The sequence below is a fragment of the Kushneria konosiri genome (assembly GCF_002155145.1).
Lineage (GTDB): Bacteria > Pseudomonadota > Gammaproteobacteria > Pseudomonadales > Halomonadaceae > Kushneria > Kushneria konosiri.
Genome location: NZ_CP021323.1, coordinates 3,383,720 through 3,402,630, shown reverse-complemented (window position 1 = coordinate 3,402,630; position 18,911 = coordinate 3,383,720). Strand labels below are relative to the sequence as shown.

At 59.5% G+C, this 18,911-nt stretch carries 17 protein-coding genes; 12 read left to right on the top strand and 5 right to left on the bottom strand.

Going from position 1 to position 18,911, the window contains the following annotated elements; genetic code table 11:
• Positions 1-828: 828 nt before the first annotated feature.
• The 3 genes from B9G99_RS15775 to B9G99_RS15765 are packed head-to-tail and all read left to right on the top strand — an operon-like array spanning position 829 to position 5,330.
• On the top strand, positions 829-2,610 hold the full coding sequence (locus B9G99_RS15775) for an ATP-dependent nuclease (RefSeq protein ID WP_086623030.1): 1,782 nt from the start codon (positions 829-831) through the stop codon (positions 2,608-2,610).
• Positions 2,546-4,414, top strand: coding sequence for an ATP-dependent helicase (locus B9G99_RS15770; RefSeq protein ID WP_335617617.1), 1,869 nt, complete (start codon positions 2,546-2,548; stop codon positions 4,412-4,414). The genes B9G99_RS15775 and B9G99_RS15770 overlap by 65 nt, the downstream gene beginning before the upstream one ends.
• A 1-nt stretch (position 4,415) precedes the next feature.
• Positions 4,416-5,330, top strand: a complete 915-nt coding sequence (locus B9G99_RS15765) for a restriction endonuclease (RefSeq protein WP_227875848.1) — start codon at positions 4,416-4,418, stop codon at positions 5,328-5,330.
• Positions 5,331-5,625: 295 nt separating this feature from the next.
• Here B9G99_RS15765 and B9G99_RS15760 read toward each other — a convergent pair whose 3' ends face one another.
• The gene (locus tag B9G99_RS15760; protein ID WP_086623028.1) at positions 5,626-7,161 is read right to left on the bottom strand and encodes a mechanosensitive ion channel family protein; all 1,536 of its coding nucleotides are present in this window, start codon (positions 7,159-7,161) and stop codon (positions 5,626-5,628) included.
• Positions 7,162-7,388: 227 nt separating this feature from the next.
• Positions 7,389-8,282 (bottom strand): class A beta-lactamase, encoded by an 894-nt coding sequence (bla, locus tag B9G99_RS15755; RefSeq protein ID WP_227875847.1) that lies wholly within the window; start codon positions 8,280-8,282, stop codon positions 7,389-7,391.
• Positions 8,283-8,462: 180 nt separating this feature from the next.
• Between bla and B9G99_RS15750 the strand changes: the two genes are divergently transcribed.
• The 8 genes from B9G99_RS15750 to B9G99_RS15715 all read left to right on the top strand — a co-directional run bounded on the left by B9G99_RS15750 (position 8,463) and on the right by B9G99_RS15715 (position 15,218).
• Complete coding sequence (locus B9G99_RS15750) at positions 8,463-8,966, top strand: GNAT family N-acetyltransferase (protein WP_174678771.1); 504 nt, start codon at positions 8,463-8,465, stop codon at positions 8,964-8,966.
• Positions 8,967-9,118: 152 nt separating this feature from the next.
• Positions 9,119-10,669, top strand: a complete 1,551-nt coding sequence (locus B9G99_RS15745) for a methyl-accepting chemotaxis protein (RefSeq protein ID WP_086623521.1) — start codon at positions 9,119-9,121, stop codon at positions 10,667-10,669.
• A gap of 284 nt (positions 10,670-10,953) precedes the next feature.
• The gene (locus B9G99_RS15740) at positions 10,954-11,784 is read left to right on the top strand and encodes an undecaprenyl-diphosphate phosphatase (RefSeq protein WP_086623026.1); all 831 of its coding nucleotides are present in this window, start codon (positions 10,954-10,956) and stop codon (positions 11,782-11,784) included.
• Between the two features lie 104 nt (positions 11,785-11,888).
• Positions 11,889-12,092: a hypothetical protein gene (locus B9G99_RS15735; RefSeq protein WP_086623025.1), complete on the top strand. Its 204-nt coding sequence runs from the start codon at positions 11,889-11,891 to the stop codon at positions 12,090-12,092.
• A 214-nt stretch (positions 12,093-12,306) separates the two neighbouring features.
• On the top strand, positions 12,307-12,465 hold the full coding sequence (locus B9G99_RS15730) for a metallothionein (protein ID WP_086623024.1): 159 nt from the start codon (positions 12,307-12,309) through the stop codon (positions 12,463-12,465).
• A gap of 186 nt (positions 12,466-12,651) precedes the next feature.
• Entirely contained in the window at positions 12,652-13,341 is a 690-nt protein-coding gene (locus B9G99_RS15725; protein WP_086623023.1) for a type 1 glutamine amidotransferase domain-containing protein, read from the top strand.
• Positions 13,342-13,695: 354 nt separating this feature from the next.
• Complete coding sequence (locus tag B9G99_RS15720) at positions 13,696-14,283, top strand: TetR/AcrR family transcriptional regulator (RefSeq protein WP_086623520.1); 588 nt, start codon at positions 13,696-13,698, stop codon at positions 14,281-14,283.
• Positions 14,280-15,218: a DMT family transporter gene (locus B9G99_RS15715; RefSeq protein ID WP_086623022.1), complete on the top strand. Its 939-nt coding sequence runs from the start codon at positions 14,280-14,282 to the stop codon at positions 15,216-15,218. Before B9G99_RS15720 ends, B9G99_RS15715 begins: the two co-directional genes overlap by 4 nt.
• 3 nt (positions 15,219-15,221) lie before the next feature.
• Here B9G99_RS15715 and B9G99_RS15710 read toward each other — a convergent pair whose 3' ends face one another.
• On the bottom strand, positions 15,222-16,172 hold the full coding sequence (locus B9G99_RS15710; RefSeq protein ID WP_335617616.1) for a LysR family transcriptional regulator: 951 nt from the start codon (positions 16,170-16,172) through the stop codon (positions 15,222-15,224).
• Between the two features lie 101 nt (positions 16,173-16,273).
• Here B9G99_RS15710 and B9G99_RS15705 point away from each other — a divergent pair, with 101 nt between their 5' ends.
• Complete coding sequence (locus tag B9G99_RS15705) at positions 16,274-17,332, top strand: SDR family oxidoreductase (protein ID WP_086623021.1); 1,059 nt, start codon at positions 16,274-16,276, stop codon at positions 17,330-17,332.
• Between the two features lie 108 nt (positions 17,333-17,440).
• On the opposite strand, the gene B9G99_RS17270 is transcribed toward B9G99_RS15705, so the two are convergent.
• Positions 17,441-18,184, bottom strand: coding sequence for a carboxylesterase/lipase family protein (locus tag B9G99_RS17270; protein WP_086623020.1), 744 nt, complete (start codon positions 18,182-18,184; stop codon positions 17,441-17,443).
• Positions 18,184-18,816, bottom strand: a complete 633-nt coding sequence (locus tag B9G99_RS17095) for a carboxylesterase family protein (protein WP_086623019.1) — start codon at positions 18,814-18,816, stop codon at positions 18,184-18,186. Before B9G99_RS17095 ends, B9G99_RS17270 begins: the two co-directional genes overlap by 1 nt.
• Positions 18,817-18,911 lie beyond the last annotated feature (95 nt).

Sequence of the window (18,911 nt, the reverse complement as noted above, 5' to 3'; positions counted from 1 at the left end):
TCGATTTTTCAGTGGGAACAATGTTCCCACGCTGGAACCCGCATGGTTGAGCCTTGTTCCCACTGTTCCCGGTGTTCCCACTCAAAAATCACAAGTGTGAAAACGTATCAGGGGAATGGGAATCAGTCTTAACAAGAGCGAGGCCAGAAAGGGCTGGATCGGGGCGTAATCATGTCATTCTGGCGAGCGAAAAAGGGTCGTGATGAATGCTGCTTTTGTCTCACTTCATCGTTACACAACTTTACTTAATCAGCGCGCTCGAATATTGTGCTGAAAAGACCACAAGAGCTTGCAGGGCACCACAGGAGACACCCTTTTTGAGGCAGGGGCCGGCATGGTGGCCAGAAAGCCGCTTTTTTACCCCACACCACCTTCCAACGGCGGTGTGAAATGCAAGAAAACGCGTAATTTTTTCGGGCCCCAAAACCACTGCGCGGCCCAGCACTGGGGCGGCCCAGCAGGCACTGCAAGGGTGCAATAAAACCGACCCATTTAGCGCGCAGGCGGGGCGGGGAGTCGACAGCGCGCTGTGGGAAGAGAATTGGAAGAGAGATTGATGGTCGGGGTGCTAAGTGGATCAACCCTATAAATGAGCATAGAAGTCTAGGGCTCATCGTAACTGAGGGGTTAAGCCATCAGTAGGGTCATGAGAAGGCATGCAAGCTGACCGGTTACGACCCAAAGCGGACACTTGCTGTTAATACAAGCGTCCTTAAAGGCACACAGGGACGCTACTGGCGAGATCGATAGATATAACTGCGCATGCAGTCTAGATAATGGCTATAACAGTGTGCAAAACAGTAAAATATGTAATCAGAGGAGAGACATTTGCGCATCTCACGAATAAAAATAAGCAATTTCGCAAATTTCTCGGACATTGACGTCGAGACCGGCGAGAGCATTGTTATTGTCGGTGAGAACAAGGTCGGCAAGAGCAATTTCATTCGCGCCCTGCAGTTGGTCTTGGATCCGGGACTTTCGGAACGCGACCGCCTGCTCGGACTCGAACATTTCTGGGATGGGCTGGGCGAGGAAAAACTTGGCGAGACCATCGAAATCTCAGTTGATCTGACTGATTTTACAGACAATCCGCGATTGATGGCGCATCTCAATGACTGCGTGGTCGATCCGGGCCCACCCATGGTCGCTCGTCTGACATACCGCTTTCAGCCAAAGGCAAATCTCGCCCGCGAGCCTGAGAGCCTGGCCGACTACGAGTACATCATTTTCGGCGGCGACGACCCCGATATGTCGATCGGCTCGGCCTTTCGCCGGATGCTGCCGCTCGACGTACAGGTTGCGCTGCGCGACGCAGAGAAGGACCTGTCGAGTTGGCGGAACTCGCCATTGAGGCCTCTCATCGAGGAGCTGGCGACCTCGCTGGACGAAGACGCGCGCGACGAAATCCAGCAGCAGGTCAGCGAGGCGCAAGCCGAGCTTGCTGGTCATGCCGAAGTGGTTGCCACCGCGCGGCGCATCAGCGAACGTCTGATCGCTGTTGCAGGTGAGCAGCATGCCGTTCCACTCACGCTTGGTCTTGCGCCAACCCGCGTCGATGCTTTGCTGCGAAGCCTCCGGCTTCTGATCGACAATGGTGCGCGCGGCATTGGCGACGCCAGCCTCGGCACCGCTAATCTGATTTTCCTAGCGCTGAAAAGCCTTGAGCTTGATCGCCTGGTCACGGATGGCGAGCGCGACCATACGTTCTTCGTGGTCGAAGAGCCCGAAGCGCACCTTCACCCGCATGTACAGCGGCTCGTCTACAGATACTTCCTCGGCGGGGCTGGGGACGGGGAGGAAGACACGCCGCCGCTCACAAACATCCTTACGACGCATTCGCCGCATATCGCGAGCGTGACCCCGATCCGCTCGATCGTCCTGCTCCGGCATAACGCAGGCGAGGAGGCGACAACTGTAGTGTCCACGGCCACAGCGCCCCTGACGACACGCGATGAGGCTGATCTGCAACGTTACATCGATGTCAGCCGTGGTGAGATTTTCTTCGCGCGAGGCGTGATCCTCGTTGAAGGCGATGCCGAGAAGTTTCTCATCCCTGCATTTGCCGAGGCCTTAGACATCCCGCTCGATATGCTGGGCATCACCGTCTGCTCCGTAAGTGGCACAAACTTCACGCCCTACGTGAAGTTGTTGGGGCCGAGGGGACTAAATATACCGCACGTTATTCTGACGGACCGGGATCCAAATGGTGCACGCCCACCGCTAGTTCGCCGACGGTTGGTCAATGTGCTGCGGCTGGTCGAGGATGGCGTAAACTACGATCCATTGGACGCCGATGCCGTGATCGCGCACGCCGAACCGTTCGGCTACTTCGTTAACAGCAATACGCTCGAGCCGGAGCTCTTCACCAGCGGTCTTGCCGAAGCGATGCAGCATGTCATCGAGGAGGAGCTATCGATCAATAAAACCCGGGAGGTGATCCAGGGCTGGGTTGACGATACCAACACCCTTGATGAGAAGCACTTGATCAAGCTCATCGAACGGATCGGTAAAGGGCGCTTCGCTCAGGCCTTAGCGCCACACGTCGATGAAGATATGTGCCCGGACTACATCCGGCAGGCGCTGGAGCACATTCGCGATGCCCTTGCGTAGTGTTAGCGCTGCATATCTTACCCAAGCAGCTGATTTGGCCAGAAATCCTGGACAGCAAGCTGCCTATGACTCGACGGGAAACTGCGTGATGCTCGCAGGCCCTGGCAGCGGCAAGACCAAGACGCTGGTGCTCAAGCTTGCCAGGGTCATGGCTGAGGACGTGCGCGCGCCGCGAGGTGCGGCATGCATCACCTATAGCCAAGAGTGCGCGCGTGAGCTGACGCGCCGCCTAGAACGGCTGGGCCTGCGGGAGGCGCCGAACCTCTTCATCGGCACTGTCCATGGCTTCTGCCTGAGACATCTGCTGATGCCTTATGGTCGTCTTGCCGATCTTCCGGTGCCGTTTCCCCTTGCCGTTGCCACGCAGCGGCAGAGCGATCAAGCAATGCGTCGAATCGGCGACAGGCTCTTCGGCGCAGGTCATCCCTATAAGCCGATGGAGCTCGGTCGCCATCGACGGTCGATCCTTGATCGAACGTCGGAAGACTGGACGGCTGAGGAGGAGCTTGCGGCTTGGGCGGAGAGCTACGAAGCTGAACTGCGGCGAACAGGTCTCATCGATTTCGATGACATTGTAATCTTCGGCGAGCGGCTGGTATCGGAGCATAATTGGGTGCTGCCGCTTATGCAGGCGAAGTTTCCTGTCCTAGCGGTCGACGAATATCAGGACTTGGGCGTGGCGCTGCACCGCATCGTCAAGCGGATGGCGTTCGACGGAGGTGTCCGCCTGTTTGCCGTTGGCGACCCAGACCAATCGATTTACGGCTTCACTGGCGCGGATGGAGCTCTTTTGCAGGAGCTGGCTGAACGCGACGATGTCGAGCGGGTACAGCTTCAACTGAACTACCGTTCAGCTGCAAGCATTGTCAGCGCCTCGGAAATGGCTCTGGGCGAGGCACGCGGCTATCAGTCGAACGATCCGGACCGCGAGGCTGTTATCGCGATGGTTGAATGCGACGACGGCCTGAAGGGGCAGGCAGCGCATGCGATCGCCGAGATCATTCCCACGGCGCTTGCGGCCAAGCACGGCCGGGCGCTCGGCGACATCGCGATCCTCTATCGAGACTATCGCGCCGGCAACGTAGTTGCGGATGCCATTACGAAGGCAGGCCTCGACTTTGTGCGGGTTGACACGGCGGCGCCCTATCGCAAGGTCGCGCTCACGAGCTGGATCGAGGACTGTGCGGCTTGGTGCGCGGGCGGGTGGCGGGAGGCGCGCCCCCAACTGCGTGGCCTGCTGGATCGCTGGATTGGCTTTCATAAGGCCCGAATATCGGAGGAGAAGGCTCGCGCGGAGCTGCAAAGCCTTACCCGCCTTCTGTGGTCGCTTAGAGTAGATGATGGGCTTGCCCGCGACTTTGTCGCGCCCTTGCGCAACGAAATGCTCGATGCGCTGATCGAAACCGAGCCAAGTCTCGCGGATCAGGCCGACCAGGTCGAACGCATGTCGACTGCGCTCGCAGTTGGTGGCGCGCTAGCCGATCTCGACCTCGCAAACCTTGGCAGTCGCGATGGCTCGCCGCTTCACCTCAACCTTCTGACCCTGCATTCCGCCAAGGGCTGCGAGTACGACGTGGTCATAATGGTGGGGCTAGATTTCGGCAGCTTGCCTTGGCGCGACGAACTTCCTGCGGCACGGCGGGAAAGCCGCCGCCTATTCTACGTGGGCCTGACGCGCGCCCGCGATGAAATTCACATGCTGTATTCCGGTTATGTCGATACGGGCCGCGGGAGAATGCACTGGGGGCGCTCACCCTTCCTGAACGAGCTTGAAGCGCGCATAGAGGAGGCCGAGGACGACTAACATGCTTTCATTCCGCGAAGCACAGACGGTCGAAGACTTGGCCGATCTTTTCTACGACTTCCTCCCGGGAAGTGGAAACAACAAGACGGCCTTTCCGCTGGCGGCGGCACAGGCCGGCATCGGTGAGCTGTGGATTCCGGGAAGCAAGAGGCCGGCGATCGTCCAGCTTCTGACGTCCACGCTTGAGTATCGGCGGTCCCATTTCACGAAGTTGATAATCACGATCGTCCGGCAAGCGATGACTTACCGGCGCGGCAAAGGGAACCCTCTGACTCGGACGGAAATCGATCGTCTGAACGGTCTTCTCCCAAGCGTGGAATTCAAGATACCGGAGTTGCTTGATCCGGGCTTCCTCAACAGCTTCGTCCAGCCAAAGGCCGAAGAACCTCCACCTCAGATGGCTGAGTCGCTGAGTAAGGCCAAAGCACAGGAACTGGCGACGCAACTCATCGAAATCACGAAGCTGAACCCACAAGCGCGTGGCCTTCGTTTCGAGGGGTTTCTGAATGAGCTTTTCGCTGGCTCCGGATTAGCGCCTCGTGGTGCGTTTCGGCTCGTTGGGGAGCAAATCGATGGCAGCTTCAAACTGCACGGGCAGACCTACTTGGTTGAAGCCAAATGGCATGGGCCGCAGATTGGCTTCGCCGACTTGATGACGTTCTCGGGAAAGGTCGCTGGTAAAGCGTCTTGGTCGCGGGGTCTGTTCGTCAGCAATTCCGGATTCACCGCCGGTGGACTGGAAGCGTTTTCACGCGGGCGGCAAACTAATCTGATTTGCGTCGACGGGCTTGACCTGTTCGAAGTCCTCTCACGTCAAGTTTCGTTGATCGACGTCCTAGAGGAGAAGACACGTTGCGCTGCGGAGACCAATCGTGCGTTTGTTGCTATTCGCGATTTAAAGCTGTACCACGAATGATTTACACAAAAATTCTGCTGCTAAAAAAGGTGCAATGCCAAAAAGTTTGTTTATTGAGGCTCTTTACCGAAAGCCTGCTTTTGCCCGTAAGCCGCCTTGAGGCCAACTTTCGCATAGGGAAAGGTATGGTTCTTCAAACGCATTCCATGGTATACCCGCTGGTATATAAATCTGTTTCTTTATCTATTTAACCCATAAAAATCAATCGATTAAATAGTTTTTATAGTCCTGCCTCGAGCTAATAAGCCTTTGCTTACCACCTCACAACGCTGCCATTAGTCCACCCCACCTGGCACTACTCCTTCGGCGCCCGCGAATTCAACAGATCCGTCTCGTCAGCATTCTGGGCAATTTCCTGCTCGACCTTTTCCTTGAGCTTGTCATCCGGCCGGGCGTCGAACAGCGTCTCGGCGCCGGGGTCCTGAAGAATTCGTTTGGCTCGCGCACGCGCAGGGTGGGCGTCATCACTCTGGCGTGCGCCCCTTGCTTCAGGGGTGGTATCAGCCGTGGCCATGGGGGCGTCACTGCCCAAGCGCTCGGGGCTTTGACCCTGAAAGCGCTCCAGCGCCTGTTCAAGAGAGGCATTAAAGCGCAGGCGGTAGATCGGTTCGGGCAGGCTGAAGCCGGCGGCTTCCAGCGCGTGCTTGGTTTCGCGAATGGCGATGCTGCGCGCTCTGGAAAAGTCGGTGTTGGATTGATCCACCCAGACCTGAAATTCGAGCACGATGTTGGAGTCGCCTACCTGCGTGATAATGCCGATCGCTCTGGGCTCTTCCAGCACGAAGGGCAGTTGATGCACGGCGTCCAGCCCGACCTTGATGGCGGCGAGCGGGTCGTCATCGGCATCCACCCCCAGTTCAAAGGTGAAGCGGCGCTCCGGGTTGCTGGTGTAGTTGAGGATGGTGCCCTTGAACACGTCGGCGTTGGGAATGCGCAGCTGGTTGCCATCCAGCGTCATCAGAATGGTCGCGCGCGAAGTCAGCCGCACGACGATGCCTTCCTGCCCGTTGATCACGACCTGATCCCGCGCGCGAAAGGGCTGGCGAATGCTCAGCATCAATGAGGCGATGTAGTTTTCGATGGTGTCCTTGACCGCAAAGCCGACCGCGAGACCGATCACGCCGGCCCCGCCCAGCAGCGTGCCCAGAATGGTCTCGGCGTCCATCAGGCTGAGCGCGAGAATCAGCCCGAAGATGACGAAAATGACCCGGATGGTCTGGGACAGCAGTTCGGCCACGAAGGGGTTGGGCGTCAGGCGCTGCCACAGGCGCTGGCGCCGTGAGAGCCAGACCCCGAACCAGGTCACGAGCGCGAACAGCACGATGCCGACCAGTAGCAGGGGCAGGGCCTTGATCAGCCCTTTTGCCTGCGCGGTCAGTTCCTGAAAGACGGTCGAGACGTTGTCCTGCACATTCAGCGTGCGGTTGATGGCGTCATTGACGGTGACCACGTCGGTCAGGCGGCTGGCCAGGCTGATGGCCTGCTGGGCCTTTTTCTCGTTGGCGGTTTCTCCTGACAGCGTGACCACGCCCTGCACCACGCTGATGTTGACGGCATCAAGGCCGTCAATCTCGGAGAAAATCCCGGCGATGCGGGCCTGAATGTCACGATCCTTGCGCGGACTCGGGGTGGTCTCGATGCCGCCATGGGCCTCTGTATTGGCGCTGCTCTCGGCCTCGCTTGCGCTACCCGACAGGACCTGAGCGGCACTGGAGAGTTCATCGCCGGCATGACTCGGGGCTGCGATGAGCGCACCCAGCAGCAGCGTCACGATAATCGCGATATGGCGCCAGGGGCGGGTATGAAAAGCGAGAGAAAGCGAGGCGGCCATAGTGATCCTGTGTCGAGCTGGGTGCGGCTTGTCGTGGGCGTACCAAGGGACGGGGCCGCAAAAATCGGCTGTATGTGGGAATACTCTAGTCGAGCGGCGCGACCTGTGCGGGCGGTGGGGCAAATTTTAAAACCGGGGCCGCGCTGCTAACGCCGCATGGCCACCTGCGGCAATCATATGAAGGTGGCCGGGTTTCGGGCGCGGCTGAGCCTGTCGTTACTCGCTGATCAGACGCTTGCTGCCAGCCGGCCGATGTCGGCAATGACCTGATCACGCTGCGCCTTGTCGGCCTCTGGCAGATAGACATAGGCGATAGCGATCACCGCGCCGCGATCGGGCGTCCAGGCAAGTCCGATGTCGGCGGCATTGCCAACGCTGTTGGTGCCGGTTTTCTCGGCGATCAGCCAGTTGGCGGGCATTCCGGCGCGCAGGCGGGCATTTCCTGTCTTGCCCTCGATCATCCAGGCGGCGAGCTGATGGCGTGATGACGGCGATAGAGCGTCCCCCAGCAGAAGGGTTTGAAGCGTCTGCATCATCGCCAGCGGCGTGGTGGTATCGCGCTCATCACCCTGATGATCGTGCTCGTTCAGCGCAGGCTCGGTTCGATCCAGCCGGGTGGTGGCATCTCCAATATTGCGCAGAAAGGCCGTCACGCTTTCCGGCCCGCCAAGGCGTTCGATCAGAAGGTTGGCGGCGGCATTATCGCTCCAAGCCACGGCCGCCTGACACAGTTCGGCAATGGTCATGCCGGGGCTGCCGAGCTTCTGCTCGGTGATGGGTGTCCAGCCGGTCAGGTCGGATGCCTTGACCTCGATGCGCTGATCCAGCGAGGCCTTGTCATTATCTACCTGCGCCAGCAGGGCGGCGGCAATGACGACCTTGCAGGTACTGTTGAATAAAAACCGCTCGTCGCCGCGATGGCTGACCACCGCGCCTGTGCCCACATTCATCAGCGCCACACCCAGCCGCCCGCCGTGCTGGGCCTCCAGCGCTTGAATTCTGTCCTGAATCTTCTGATCGCTCGCGGCCGCCGCCGTTTTGGCAAGGGCGGGCAGGGGCAATGCTGCCAGCGGCAGCAGGGAGGCCATACGTAGCAGGTGTCGACGATGGATCAGCGGCATGCAGATGCTCCTCGGATAAAGCAGCCAACATAGCCCGAAGCGGCGATGGAAAACAGGTGAGGGGCTTTGTGATGGCTGATATGGGGACTGCGCTATACATTAAAGCGTTTTAATGGATCGACAGGCTCGTCCTGGCTATCAAGTCATGTCCTGATGATCGATACAGGAGGGTGCAACAGCATGAGTGTGATCATTTCACCAATTCAGCCCGAGGATGAGGCACGGTTTCTTGAGGCAGTGGCGCGAAGCCGCGAGCTACTGGGCGAGTGGGTCAATCCGCCTTCTGATTCAGATCGCTTTGCCCAGCACGTTGCGAGGTACTCGTCGGAGCATAATGTCAGCTATCTGGCTCGTACCAGCGAAGGCGAACTCATCGGCTGTATCAACATCAACAACATCGTGCGCGGCGCTTTTCAGTCAGGGGCACTCGGTTATTACGCGTTCTCGCCATATAACGGTCGGGGCCTGATGAAACAGGCGATGTCACTGGTCATCTCCGAGGCCTTTGGCCACCACCAGCTGCACCGGCTGGAAGCCAACATTCAACCCGATAATCCGGCCTCCATCGCGCTGATCAGATCGCTGGGGTTCAGGTTTGAGGGGCATTCGCCGCGCTTTCTCAACATTGCCGGGCAGTGGCGGGACCATGACCGATACGCCATCACGGTGGAGGAGTGGTCATGATGTGTCGTGTGCCTGTTTCCTGCCCGGTGATCTCCTTTTAAAGCCCTGCAACGAAAGTCTTGTTCCGACGTCAAGCATCGAGGTGTCGTGCCGATATCAAGAGGGCCCGTCCATAGTCTATGGCTGTTCAAAACTCCCTCGGAATTGGTGCAATGACCATAAGAGATCTCTCTATCAGCAAGCAGATCGGGCTGGGCTTTTTTGTCGCTGTCCTGTTTCTTGTGCTCAGCGGAGTCTTGAACTCGCTGAGCCTTCGTAGCGTCAACGACGCCATGCTGTCGCTGTATAACGACCGGGTCGTTCCTCTGAAGGACCTCAAGGTGATTTCGGATGCCTACGCGGTGGACGTGATCGATGCCGTCAACAAGGCCAATGCCGGTCTGATGACAGCCGAGCAGGCGTTGCAGAACGTGCGCAGCGCCCATGAGGTCATCAATGATCACTGGGCCGACTATATGAACACGACGCTGACGCCTGAAGAGGCGGAAGCCGCAGCGCGTGCCCAGTCCCTGTTTGCGGCCGCCGATACGGCGCTCAATCAGGTGGAGCAGGTGTTGCAGGGCGTCAGCGGCCAGGTCGAAGGTCAGCTGGCGGCGATTGATGGACCGCTTTATGCCGCCATTGACCCGATCAGTGATGCCATTGGTGAGTTGATCACGCTTCAGTTGAGCGCCGCCCAGGACGGTGTGGCGCTCGGCGAGTCCCATTATCATCAGGCGATGCTGAACACGTTGATACTGGCACTAATGGCCGTGGCGATCTCGATTGTCGTGGCGGTGGTGATTACCCGTGGTATCACCGGGCCACTGAAACAGGCAGTTGAACAGGCCAGAGCGGTGGCCGCCAGGGATCTGTCGGTCAGCGTTGAGGCGCGCTCGCGTAATGAAATCGGCCAGCTTCTGATGGCGCAAAATCAGATGGTGCAGGGGCTTTCGCAGGTAGTGGTTAGCGTGCGCCGCAACGCCGAAAGCGTGGCCTCGGCCAGTGCACAGATTTCTCAGGGCAATGATGATCTGAGCCAGCGCACCATGGTGCAGTCTTCCGCCATCGAGCAGACTTCCGCCTCCATGGAGGAGATGGGGTCGAGTGCGACACAAAATGCCGAGAATGCCCGCAAGGCCAGTCAGCTGACGTCCAGTGCCAGTGTCGTGGCGTCCGAGGGAGGAGAGGTGGTCGGTCAGGTCGTGCAGACAATGCGTGAGATCAATGACAGCAGCGGTCGGATCAACAGCATCGTGGGTGTGATCGATGGCATCGCCTTCCAGACCAATCTGCTGGCACTTAACGCCTCGGTGGAGGCCGCGCGTGCCGGCGAGCAGGGACGCGGATTTGCGGTGGTGGCCAGTGAGGTCCGCAGTCTGGCCCAGCGCAGTGCCGAGGCGGCGAAGGATATCCGTTCACTGATCGAGGAAAGCGTTCAGCGGGTTGAGCGCGGCTCGGTGCTGGTGGATCAGGCGGGCCGAACCATGAGCGACATTGTCGCGTCCATCAAACATGTCAGCGAGATCGTCGGTGACATCAGCGGAGCCAGCAGCGAGCAGAGCCTGACGGTGGGGCAGGTCAGCCAGGCCGTCAACCAGATTGATGAAACCACTCAGCAGAATGCGGCACTGGTCGAGGAGTCGGCTGCGGCCGCAGCCAGCCTGAAAACCCAGGCACATGAACTGGTGGCAGCCGTTGGTCAGTTCAGGCTGGTACGGTAAAACCAGAGCGGTGTTCAGGTCCGATATTTCGGCCGCTATGGTGTTGAAATATAACCTCTCTTAAGAAAGCGTTGTGATCGTTTCGACTTTAGTGTCAGACAGGGGGAATGTTTTTCGCATGGCGTAGTCATAGGGCGTTGATGTGACGGGGCTTGAGAGGGTAGGCCAGACCAAAGCCTTCAGATATTGAATACTTCGGCCTGGCCCCCTGCTTTCCCGGACACCGGCTTTCGCGGCTGCTACGGCAACCGTGTGTCCCTTTAATCCTGTTTAATGGAATGACCATGCTGACTCTGGCCGCACTGCAAGCTTTTGTTCTGGGGATACTGGAAGGACTGACCGAGTTTCTTCCTGTCTCCAGTACCGGGCACCTGATCGTTGCAGGGGATCTGCTCAACTTTAACGGTGACACGGCTACGGCCTTCAAGATCGTGATTCAGCTGGGGGCCATTTTAGCGGTCATGTGGGAGTTTCGTGAGCGCGTGATCGGGGTGGTTCGAGGTCTGCCACGCGAGCCACAGGCGCAGCGCTTTGCGCTGAATGTGCTGGTGGCCTTTATTCCTGCCGTCATTCTGGGACTTTTGCTGGCGGATCTGATCGAGCACTGGCTCTTTAATCCGGTGACGGTCGCGACGGCGCTTGTGATCGGCGGCTTTGTCATGCTCTGGGCAGAAAAGCGCGAACACCCCGTCAAGGCCGAAACGGTCGATGACATGACCTGGCCGCTTGCGCTCAAGGTCGGGCTGGCACAGTGTCTGGCGCTGATTCCCGGTACTTCGCGCTCGGGCTCTACCATCATCGGCGGGTTGCTGTTTGGCCTTTCACGCAAGGCGGCGACCGACTTCTCGTTTTTTCTGGCCATGCCGACCATGATCGCCGCCACGGTCTATTCACTGTGGAAATATCGCGACATTCTGCACCTGTCGGATCTGCCGATCTTTGCCATCGGTTTTGTCACCACCTTCATTGTGGCCATGCTGACGGTGCGAGCGCTATTGAAGTTCATTGCCAGCCACAGCTACGCGGTATTTGCCTGGTATCGCATTGCCTTTGGCCTGTTGATCCTGGCGACCTGGTATTTCGGAATTGTTGACTGGAGCACGGCGCAGGCGTAATGCCCGTGTTGATGACGGTGGCCTGATTTAATGTGCTGTTCGGTGGCGTTCCATGATGTTCATGACCACACTTTTGAGGTCATTGATCCATCAGGGAGGAAGGCATGGCGACTCGCTATGAAGTGCACGAACACGCCACCGCGCACGTACAGGGTGCCCCCAACCGGGAGCAGCAAAAGGAAATCGACGATATGCCTTTGGAGTGCTTTCGCATCTGGGACAATCAGCAACAGCGCTACGTCAGCGAAGAGTATGAAGTTCGCGAGGAAGCCGAAGAAGACTGTCAGCGGTTGAACGAAGAGGGCTGACCTCCTTCAGCCATCAGACATCAGGCCCACCGGTTACCGACCGGTGGGCCTTTTTGATCCCCGTGGCGCATGAGCAATGGCCTGAAGGCAGAGTCCCCTGACCACCGCAGCATGGTCGACTCCGTGCGAGGGCTGAGATGTGTTAAATACGCCTTGACCTTATAGGAGGTACAAGGTTTAAAAAGATCATGTTCATCTTCAAAGGAGTCTTGTCATGTCTGATCAAACCACCTGCGCCTGCCCGAAATGCACCTGTGACGTTAAAGACAATGCCGTTGAGCGTGACGGCGAGCTTTACTGCTGCCAGGCCTGTGCCACCGGCCATGCCGACGGCTCGAAGGATTGCGGTCACAACTGCAGCTGCGGCGAGTAATCACCGCCTGAAAGGGCGCCTTTTACCGGGCCTGTCATGACATGACCCTTCGGCCATACGCCGCGGGGTCATTTTTATGGGCCACTGCAAGGTGTGGCCTGCGACAAATGGCCCGAGGACCTGGTCTTGATAAGTCAGCTGCTCGCAACCATCTCATGAGGTAATCCACGCTGACAGGAGTTCTGCATGAGCGCTGCACGTATTTTGATGGTTCTGACCTCTCACGACGAGATGGGCAACACCGGCCACAAGACCGGCTTCTGGGCAGAAGAGTTTGCCGCACCCTATTACACCTTTCTTGATGCCGGCTGCGAGATCGTGCTGGCCACGCCAAAGGGCGGTGCTGCTCCGATCGATCCCAATAGCGAAGGCGAAGACGCCCAGACCGAGGCCACGCGTCGCTTCTACGCCGATGATGAGGCAAAAGCACGCATCGCCAATACGGCACGGCTTGCTGACATGCGTGCCGAGGATTTCGACACCGTGTTTTATCCCGGCGGCCACGGCCCGCTGTGGGATCTGACCGACAACCAGGACTCCATTGCGCTGCTGGAAGATTTCCTGCGCCAGCAAAAGCCGATTGCCTCGGTCTGTCACGCGCCTACGGCGTTTTTGAATCTCAAGGACGAGCAGGGCGAGTTTGTCATCAAGGGCAAGAAAGTGGCCGGCTTTACCAATGAGGAAGAGGCCGCCGTGGGCCTGACAGATGTGGTGCCGCATCTGCTGGAGGATGAGCTCAAGCACCGCGGGGCGGAGTATCAAAAGGTTGAGGCCTTTGCCCCGTTCGCTGTCGTCGATGGCCTGGTCATTACCGGCCAGAATCCGGCAAGTTCGGAAGCCGTGGCCGAAAAGCTGCTTCAGTCCCTCAAGCGCTGAAGGCTTGAATGATCAAAAAGCCCCAATGCATTGGCGTTGGGGCTTTTTTTTGTTTCAACTACCTCAGAGGGTTTGTCGTCTCCAGGGGGGAGATTATTTGTCGAGCAGTATCCAGATGGTAAATCCCAGAAACGCCAGCAGGATAAAGATTAACCGCGGATTCATGTGATGGTGTCCTTCGAGTGATGAAAGGCCGTCATCCAGGGGCCTGTCTTATCATGCCTCGATCATGAGAATAAAAAAATACGAATATACGGATTGAACCGGTGGCAGGGGCTCACTGACATTATCCCTTGATAGAGATTCGTGGGTAGGTAGACTGGTCTACCTACCTGTAAATGACGGATCATGATCATGACGTCCCCTGAACCCCTGCGAGCGGCCAGTGCGCGTGAGCGACTGCTCGATGCCGCGGCCATCCTGTTCTACAGCGATGGTATTGTCGCCACCGGCATTGATGCCATCGTCCGTCGAGCAGGCGTGGCCAAAAAAAGTCTTTATAACAACTTCGATTCCAAGGCAGCGTTGGTGGCCGCCTATCTGGAAGCCCGCCACGGTGAATGGCTGGCCCTTTATGAATCCCGGATGAGAAAGGCATTCACCCCTGTTGATCGGGTACTGGCGGTCTTTCTGGCCTATCAGGACCACGCCGAGTGGGCCTATGAGCGCGGTTTTCGGGGCTGTGGACTGCTCAATGCCGCCGCCGAGCTGCCGGCAGGTCATGACGGTCGCGCTGTGGTCCTTCTTCACAAGCGCCAGGTGGAATCACTGCTGGCGGCGCCGCTCAAGGAGATGAGCGATGATGAGGCTGCGGCGTCACGGTTGGCGCATCAGCTTGCCTTTCTTCTTGAAGGCGCGATGGTACGCGCGGGTCTTGAAGGCCACAGCCGCTGCGTGCGCGAGGCCCATGACATGGCCCGGGTGATGGTGAATGCCTTATGAATACCGCGGCTCGTGAGCGTTTTCTCGGTGTGGCCGGCGTGCTTCTGGCGGCTGTGTTGTGGGGCACGACCGGCACGGCGGCGACTTTCGCACCGCAGGTCAGCGCCATTGCCATCGGGGCGGTGGCGATGGGAATCGGCGGGCTTTTGCAGGCACTGGTGGCTGCGCCGCGCATTCGAAAGGCCTGGCCGTTGCTGCGTGCCCGCAGACTCTGGCTGTTGTCGGGCGCCGTGGCGGTGGCGATCTATCCGCTGGCGTTTTATGGCTCGATGCGTCTGGCCGGGGTCACCATTGGCACAGTGGTGTCGATCGGCTCGGCACCGCTGCTCTCGGCGTTGATCGAATCGCGTCTTGATGGCCTGGTGCTGGGGAGGCGCTGGAAGATCGGTGCGACGCTGGGGCTTGTTGGCATGGTGCTGCTGTGTCTGGCAGAAACCGGACCCACTGCGGGCGTGGGGAGTACCTCGCAGGTGCTGCAAGGGGTGGCCATGGGGCTGGTGGCAGGTCTGACCTATGCGTTTTATTCCTGGTCGGCGCGGCGTCTGATGCAGGGCGGGATTTCGACACGTGCAGCCATGGGGGCGACCTTTGGGCTGGGCGGACTGATGCTGATGCCGGTACTGCTGTTGACCGGTGCGCCCCTTCTGGCCTCGAGCGGCAATGCCGCGGTCGGGCTCTACATGGCGCTGGTGCCGATGTTTCTGGGCTATCTCGGTTTCGGATTTGGTCTTGCAAGAGTGCCGGCCAGTACGGCCACGACCATCACGCTGTTTGAACCGGTGGTGGCGGCCCTTCTGGCTGTGGTGATCGTTGGCGAACGTCTGCCGCTGCTGGGCTGGGCCGGCATTGTTCTGGTGGTGGCCTGCCTGGTCTGTCTTACGGCGCCGGTGCGCTGGTCGCGCTCTGGAGCTGCGGCGGTGTCAGGCACATCCTGATGCCTATGGCCGGGGCGTGGTGTCAGGTCGCTGCCCGTCATCCCAGGGCGGCGTCTCGCCGATCGTTTCCTGTAGATAGTCCATGAAGGCGGCCACCTTGGGCGTGCGCAGTCGGCCATCGGTGGTCAGCACGTGGATCATGCGCTGCTCGGGCACCACTTCGCAGCGCCACTCCCTTAAAAGCGGAATCAGCTGGCGCAATCGCAACGCCTCATCGATCAGCCAGGTCGGAAACAGCACGATGCCCTGACCAAGGATGGCGGCCTGCAGCAGGCTGTCGGCATCGTTGCTATAGAGGCTGCCGGTCAGCTCGAACGCCGTCGGGGCCTCGTCCTTTGGCGCCTGAAAATACCAGCGCTGCCGGCCCAGCTCTCCCTGATAGAGCAGACAGTCGTGATCCCTGAGCGCTTCAGGTGTTGCCGGCGTGCCGTGACGGGCGAGATAGTCGGGCGCCGCGACGGCCACATAGTGCATCGGCGCCAGTGGCCGGGCAATCAGGGAGGAGTCGGCCAGTCGCCCGACACGAAAGGTAATGTCGCTGCCTTCGCGCACCGGATCGGTCAGCGCATCGGTGAGCAAAAGCTCTGCGCGTACGTTCGGATAGCGCTGTTGAAAGCCGCGCAACAGCGGCACGACCTGATGGCGGCCAAAGGCCACCGGACTATTGATGTGCAGGGTGCCCGACGGCGCCTGCGCGGGGCTTTTGAGTGCTTCAGTCGCCTGATCAATCTGCTCAAGCGTGCCGCGAATCTGTTCGTAGTACTGCCGGCCGGCCTCGGTCAGCGTGACCGCTCGGGTGTGGCGGTAGAGCAGCCTAACCCCCAGGCTTTTCTCCAGCGCGCCCACCTGGCGTGACACGGAAGACACCGCCATATGGAAGTGCCGTGCGGCACTGGTAAAGCTGCCGGTCGCTGCGACCCGCTCGAACGTACGTAACGCATTGAGATCCATCATGTTGCACCGGATGCAATAATCATTTGCATGATGTTCGATTTTAGCAACGCTACGCAAGCACCATACTCCCTGCCATCACTGAACGAACAGGGAGTCTTGTCATGCAAAAAGGTGTTGCACTGGTGGTGGGTGCCACGGGCATTACCGGCGGAAATCTGGCCACTTATCTGGTGGCCAGCGGCTGGACCGTTTATGGGCTGTCGCGTCAGCCCACCGGCAAGGATGGCGTGATTCCGATATCTGCCAACCTGCTGGATGCCGAGGCGACCGCACAGGCACTCGAAGGCCTGCCGATCAGTCATGTCTTTTACTGCACGTGGACCAAACGTGACAGCGAGCAGGAAAACGTTGAGGCCAACGGCGCGATGATGAATAACCTCTTCGCCGCGCTGGACCCGGAAAGGCTGGTGCATGCGGCACTGGTCACCGGCACCAAGCAGTATCTGGGTTCGTTTGAAAGCTATGGCAGCGGCCGGGTCGAAACGCCGTTTCGCGAGTCGGCCCCGCGCGTGGCGGGGGAAAACTTCTACTACACGCTGGAAGATATCCTGATCGAAGCCGCTGGCAAATACGGCTTTGCCTGGAATGTGCACCGCCCGCATACCGTCATCGGTCATGCCCGCGGCAACGCCATGAATATCGGCACCACGCTGGGTGTTTATGCCTCGATCTGCAAGGCCACCGGCCGGCCATTTGTGTTCCCGGGCTCACAGCTTCAGTGGAATGCGCTGACCGACATGACCGATGCGCTGCTGCTGGCCCGTCAGATGGAATGGGCGTCACTGACGGCCGGCGCGCACAACCAGGCGTTCAATACGGTCAACGGTGACACCTTCCGCTGGCGCCGCATGTGGCAGGAAATCGGCGAGTTCTTCGGCCTTGAAGTGGCGGACTGCCCCGAAACGCCGCAGCCGCTGGAAGCGCAGATGGCCGGTCTCGAGCCCGAGTGGCAAAGCATTGCCGAGCAGCATGGTCTGGTCGAGCCGGACGTGACAAAGCTCGCTTCCTGGTGGCACACCGATGCCGATCTTGGCCGCGAGCAGGAGTGTGTCAACGATATCGTCAAGTGCCGCGACTTCGGCTTTGACGAGTTCCGTGAAACGCGCGCGGCCTTTTTCGATCTCTTTACCCGCCTGCGGGCGGAGAAGGTCATCCCGTAAGCGGATAGCGCCCTGCGATCAAGCGCCCGCCACTCGATGAGTGGCGGGCTTTTTTGATACAGCAAAAGGCTGGTCAACAAGAGGCTGAACGCCGCATTGACCATGATTCTATTGTGTTCTGGCCCTTTCCCATTTCAGCACGCCTTCGATGGCACCCTCATCTTCCAGCGTGCCCTCCCGGGCAAACCTTGCCCAAAGTGCTCGCAGCTGGCGGCCGCTGGTTGCCATATCCTGCTCGGTCATGCCCTCGACAATGCCGGCAGGTCGCCACTGCTCCCAGCCAGCGAACAAAAGGGGCAGATCGATGCTGTGGCAGGCGCCACGCGCGGCACGCCCGCTGCCCCAGTCCAGCCGGTATTGCCAGGCGCGGCCTTCGGCGTCGGCATGTTGTTGAGCAAAACGCTCGGCGGGGTAGGCATACAGACGGGTGGTAATGAACCGGCTCAGAACCTGTCGCAGCCGTGGGCCAATGATGGGCAGACGAAAGATTCCCTGCAGCGGCTCGGCCTCGGGAATGAAAAGCTCGGCTTCATCGACGTTGTAACCAATCAGCAGATCGCAATGCGGTGCGCGCTGTTCAAGCGCGGTGCGGCGCTGCCTGAGCGAGGGCAGTGGGGTCTGGCCAAACTGTACGCCAAAGGGCATCAGGCCGCCCGGCAGGTAGCGCTGACCAATCTTCTCGACCTGTCGCTGGGCGTCCAGACAAGCCTCCATCGAACTCTGCTCGTCGACGCGCTCGGCGGCTCTGGCCATGGCGATATGCATGCCGCGACGGCCGGGAGTAATAATGCCCAGCGGTGCGCTCTGAATAATGGCGCGATGGAAAAGCCCGCGGGTGTCCTCGGCGGCCATCAAGTGAGCGATGGCGTCCCCCCGGCCGACTCACCGAACAGGGTGACACTGTCGGGGTCGCCGCCAAAGGCTGAAATGTTGTCCCTGATCCAGCGCAGCGCGGCAATCATGTCCAGAAGGCCCAGATTGGCGGGCCGGTGTTGTGTCTTTTTGTTTGCTGTTTCCTTATAAAAGTCGCCGCCCACGAAGCCGAAGATGCCCAGCCGGTAGGTGATGCTGACCACGACCACCTCCTGCTCCGATGCCAGCGGTTTCGTGTCGTGGATGGGCAGGTCGCCCGCGCCGAAAATGTAGGAGCCACCGTGAATCCAGACCATAACCGGTCGTGGTGTCGTGGCCGGCCTGGAGGGCAGGCAGATGGACAGCCGCGCACAGTCTTCCAGCTGGGGCAGGACGCCGGGTGACACGCCCAGCAGGCGGGTAAAGGCCTGCATCGGGCGCTGTGGACTGGCCGGTGCCCACTGTGTGGCGTGGATCGGCTGTCGCGCCGGTGCCACCTGCTCCGGGGGGTGAAAGCGTCGGGTATGGGCGTAGGCAATGCCGGTGGCGCGAAGCACGTCGCCATCGCGCCAGCCGATGATCTCGCCGGCGGGGGCACTGAAACGGGGTGGGTCTGCCGGGGTCTCTGACATCCGGGGGCTCTTGTTGTGGCGCTTTTCAGGGCAGACGCCCGGAGTGAGCCGGGCTCGTCCCCGGGCGCGAAGGGGCCGGTCTGTCACGGTATGAC

Coding starts and splice junctions, on each gene's coding strand:
- B9G99_RS15720 (WP_086623520.1), top strand. CDS start 13,696: ATGACGTCCCCTGAACCCCTGCGAGCGGCCAGTGCGCGTGAGCGACTG.
- B9G99_RS15705 (WP_086623021.1), top strand. CDS start 16,274: ATGCAAAAAGGTGTTGCACTGGTGGTGGGTGCCACGGGCATTACCGGC.
- B9G99_RS15715 (WP_086623022.1), top strand. CDS start 14,280: ATGAATACCGCGGCTCGTGAGCGTTTTCTCGGTGTGGCCGGCGTGCTT.
- B9G99_RS15730 (WP_086623024.1), top strand. CDS start 12,307: ATGTCTGATCAAACCACCTGCGCCTGCCCGAAATGCACCTGTGACGTT.
- B9G99_RS15725 (WP_086623023.1), top strand. CDS start 12,652: ATGAGCGCTGCACGTATTTTGATGGTTCTGACCTCTCACGACGAGATG.
- B9G99_RS17270 (WP_086623020.1), bottom strand. CDS start 18,184: ATGGCCGCCGAGGACACCCGCGGGCTTTTCCATCGCGCCATTATTCAG.
- B9G99_RS15740 (WP_086623026.1), top strand. CDS start 10,954: ATGCTGACTCTGGCCGCACTGCAAGCTTTTGTTCTGGGGATACTGGAA.
- B9G99_RS15710 (WP_335617616.1), bottom strand. CDS start 16,172: ATGATGGATCTCAATGCGTTACGTACGTTCGAGCGGGTCGCAGCGACC.
- B9G99_RS15750 (WP_174678771.1), top strand. CDS start 8,463: ATGAGTGTGATCATTTCACCAATTCAGCCCGAGGATGAGGCACGGTTT.
- B9G99_RS15770 (WP_335617617.1), top strand. CDS start 2,546: ATGAAGATATGTGCCCGGACTACATCCGGCAGGCGCTGGAGCACATTC.
- B9G99_RS15735 (WP_086623025.1), top strand. CDS start 11,889: ATGGCGACTCGCTATGAAGTGCACGAACACGCCACCGCGCACGTACAG.
- B9G99_RS15760 (WP_086623028.1), bottom strand. CDS start 7,161: ATGGCCGCCTCGCTTTCTCTCGCTTTTCATACCCGCCCCTGGCGCCAT.
- bla (WP_227875847.1), bottom strand. CDS start 8,282: ATGCCGCTGATCCATCGTCGACACCTGCTACGTATGGCCTCCCTGCTG.
- B9G99_RS15765 (WP_227875848.1), top strand. CDS start 4,416: ATGCTTTCATTCCGCGAAGCACAGACGGTCGAAGACTTGGCCGATCTT.
- B9G99_RS15745 (WP_086623521.1), top strand. CDS start 9,119: ATGACCATAAGAGATCTCTCTATCAGCAAGCAGATCGGGCTGGGCTTT.
- B9G99_RS17095 (WP_086623019.1), bottom strand. CDS start 18,816: ATGTCAGAGACCCCGGCAGACCCACCCCGTTTCAGTGCCCCCGCCGGC.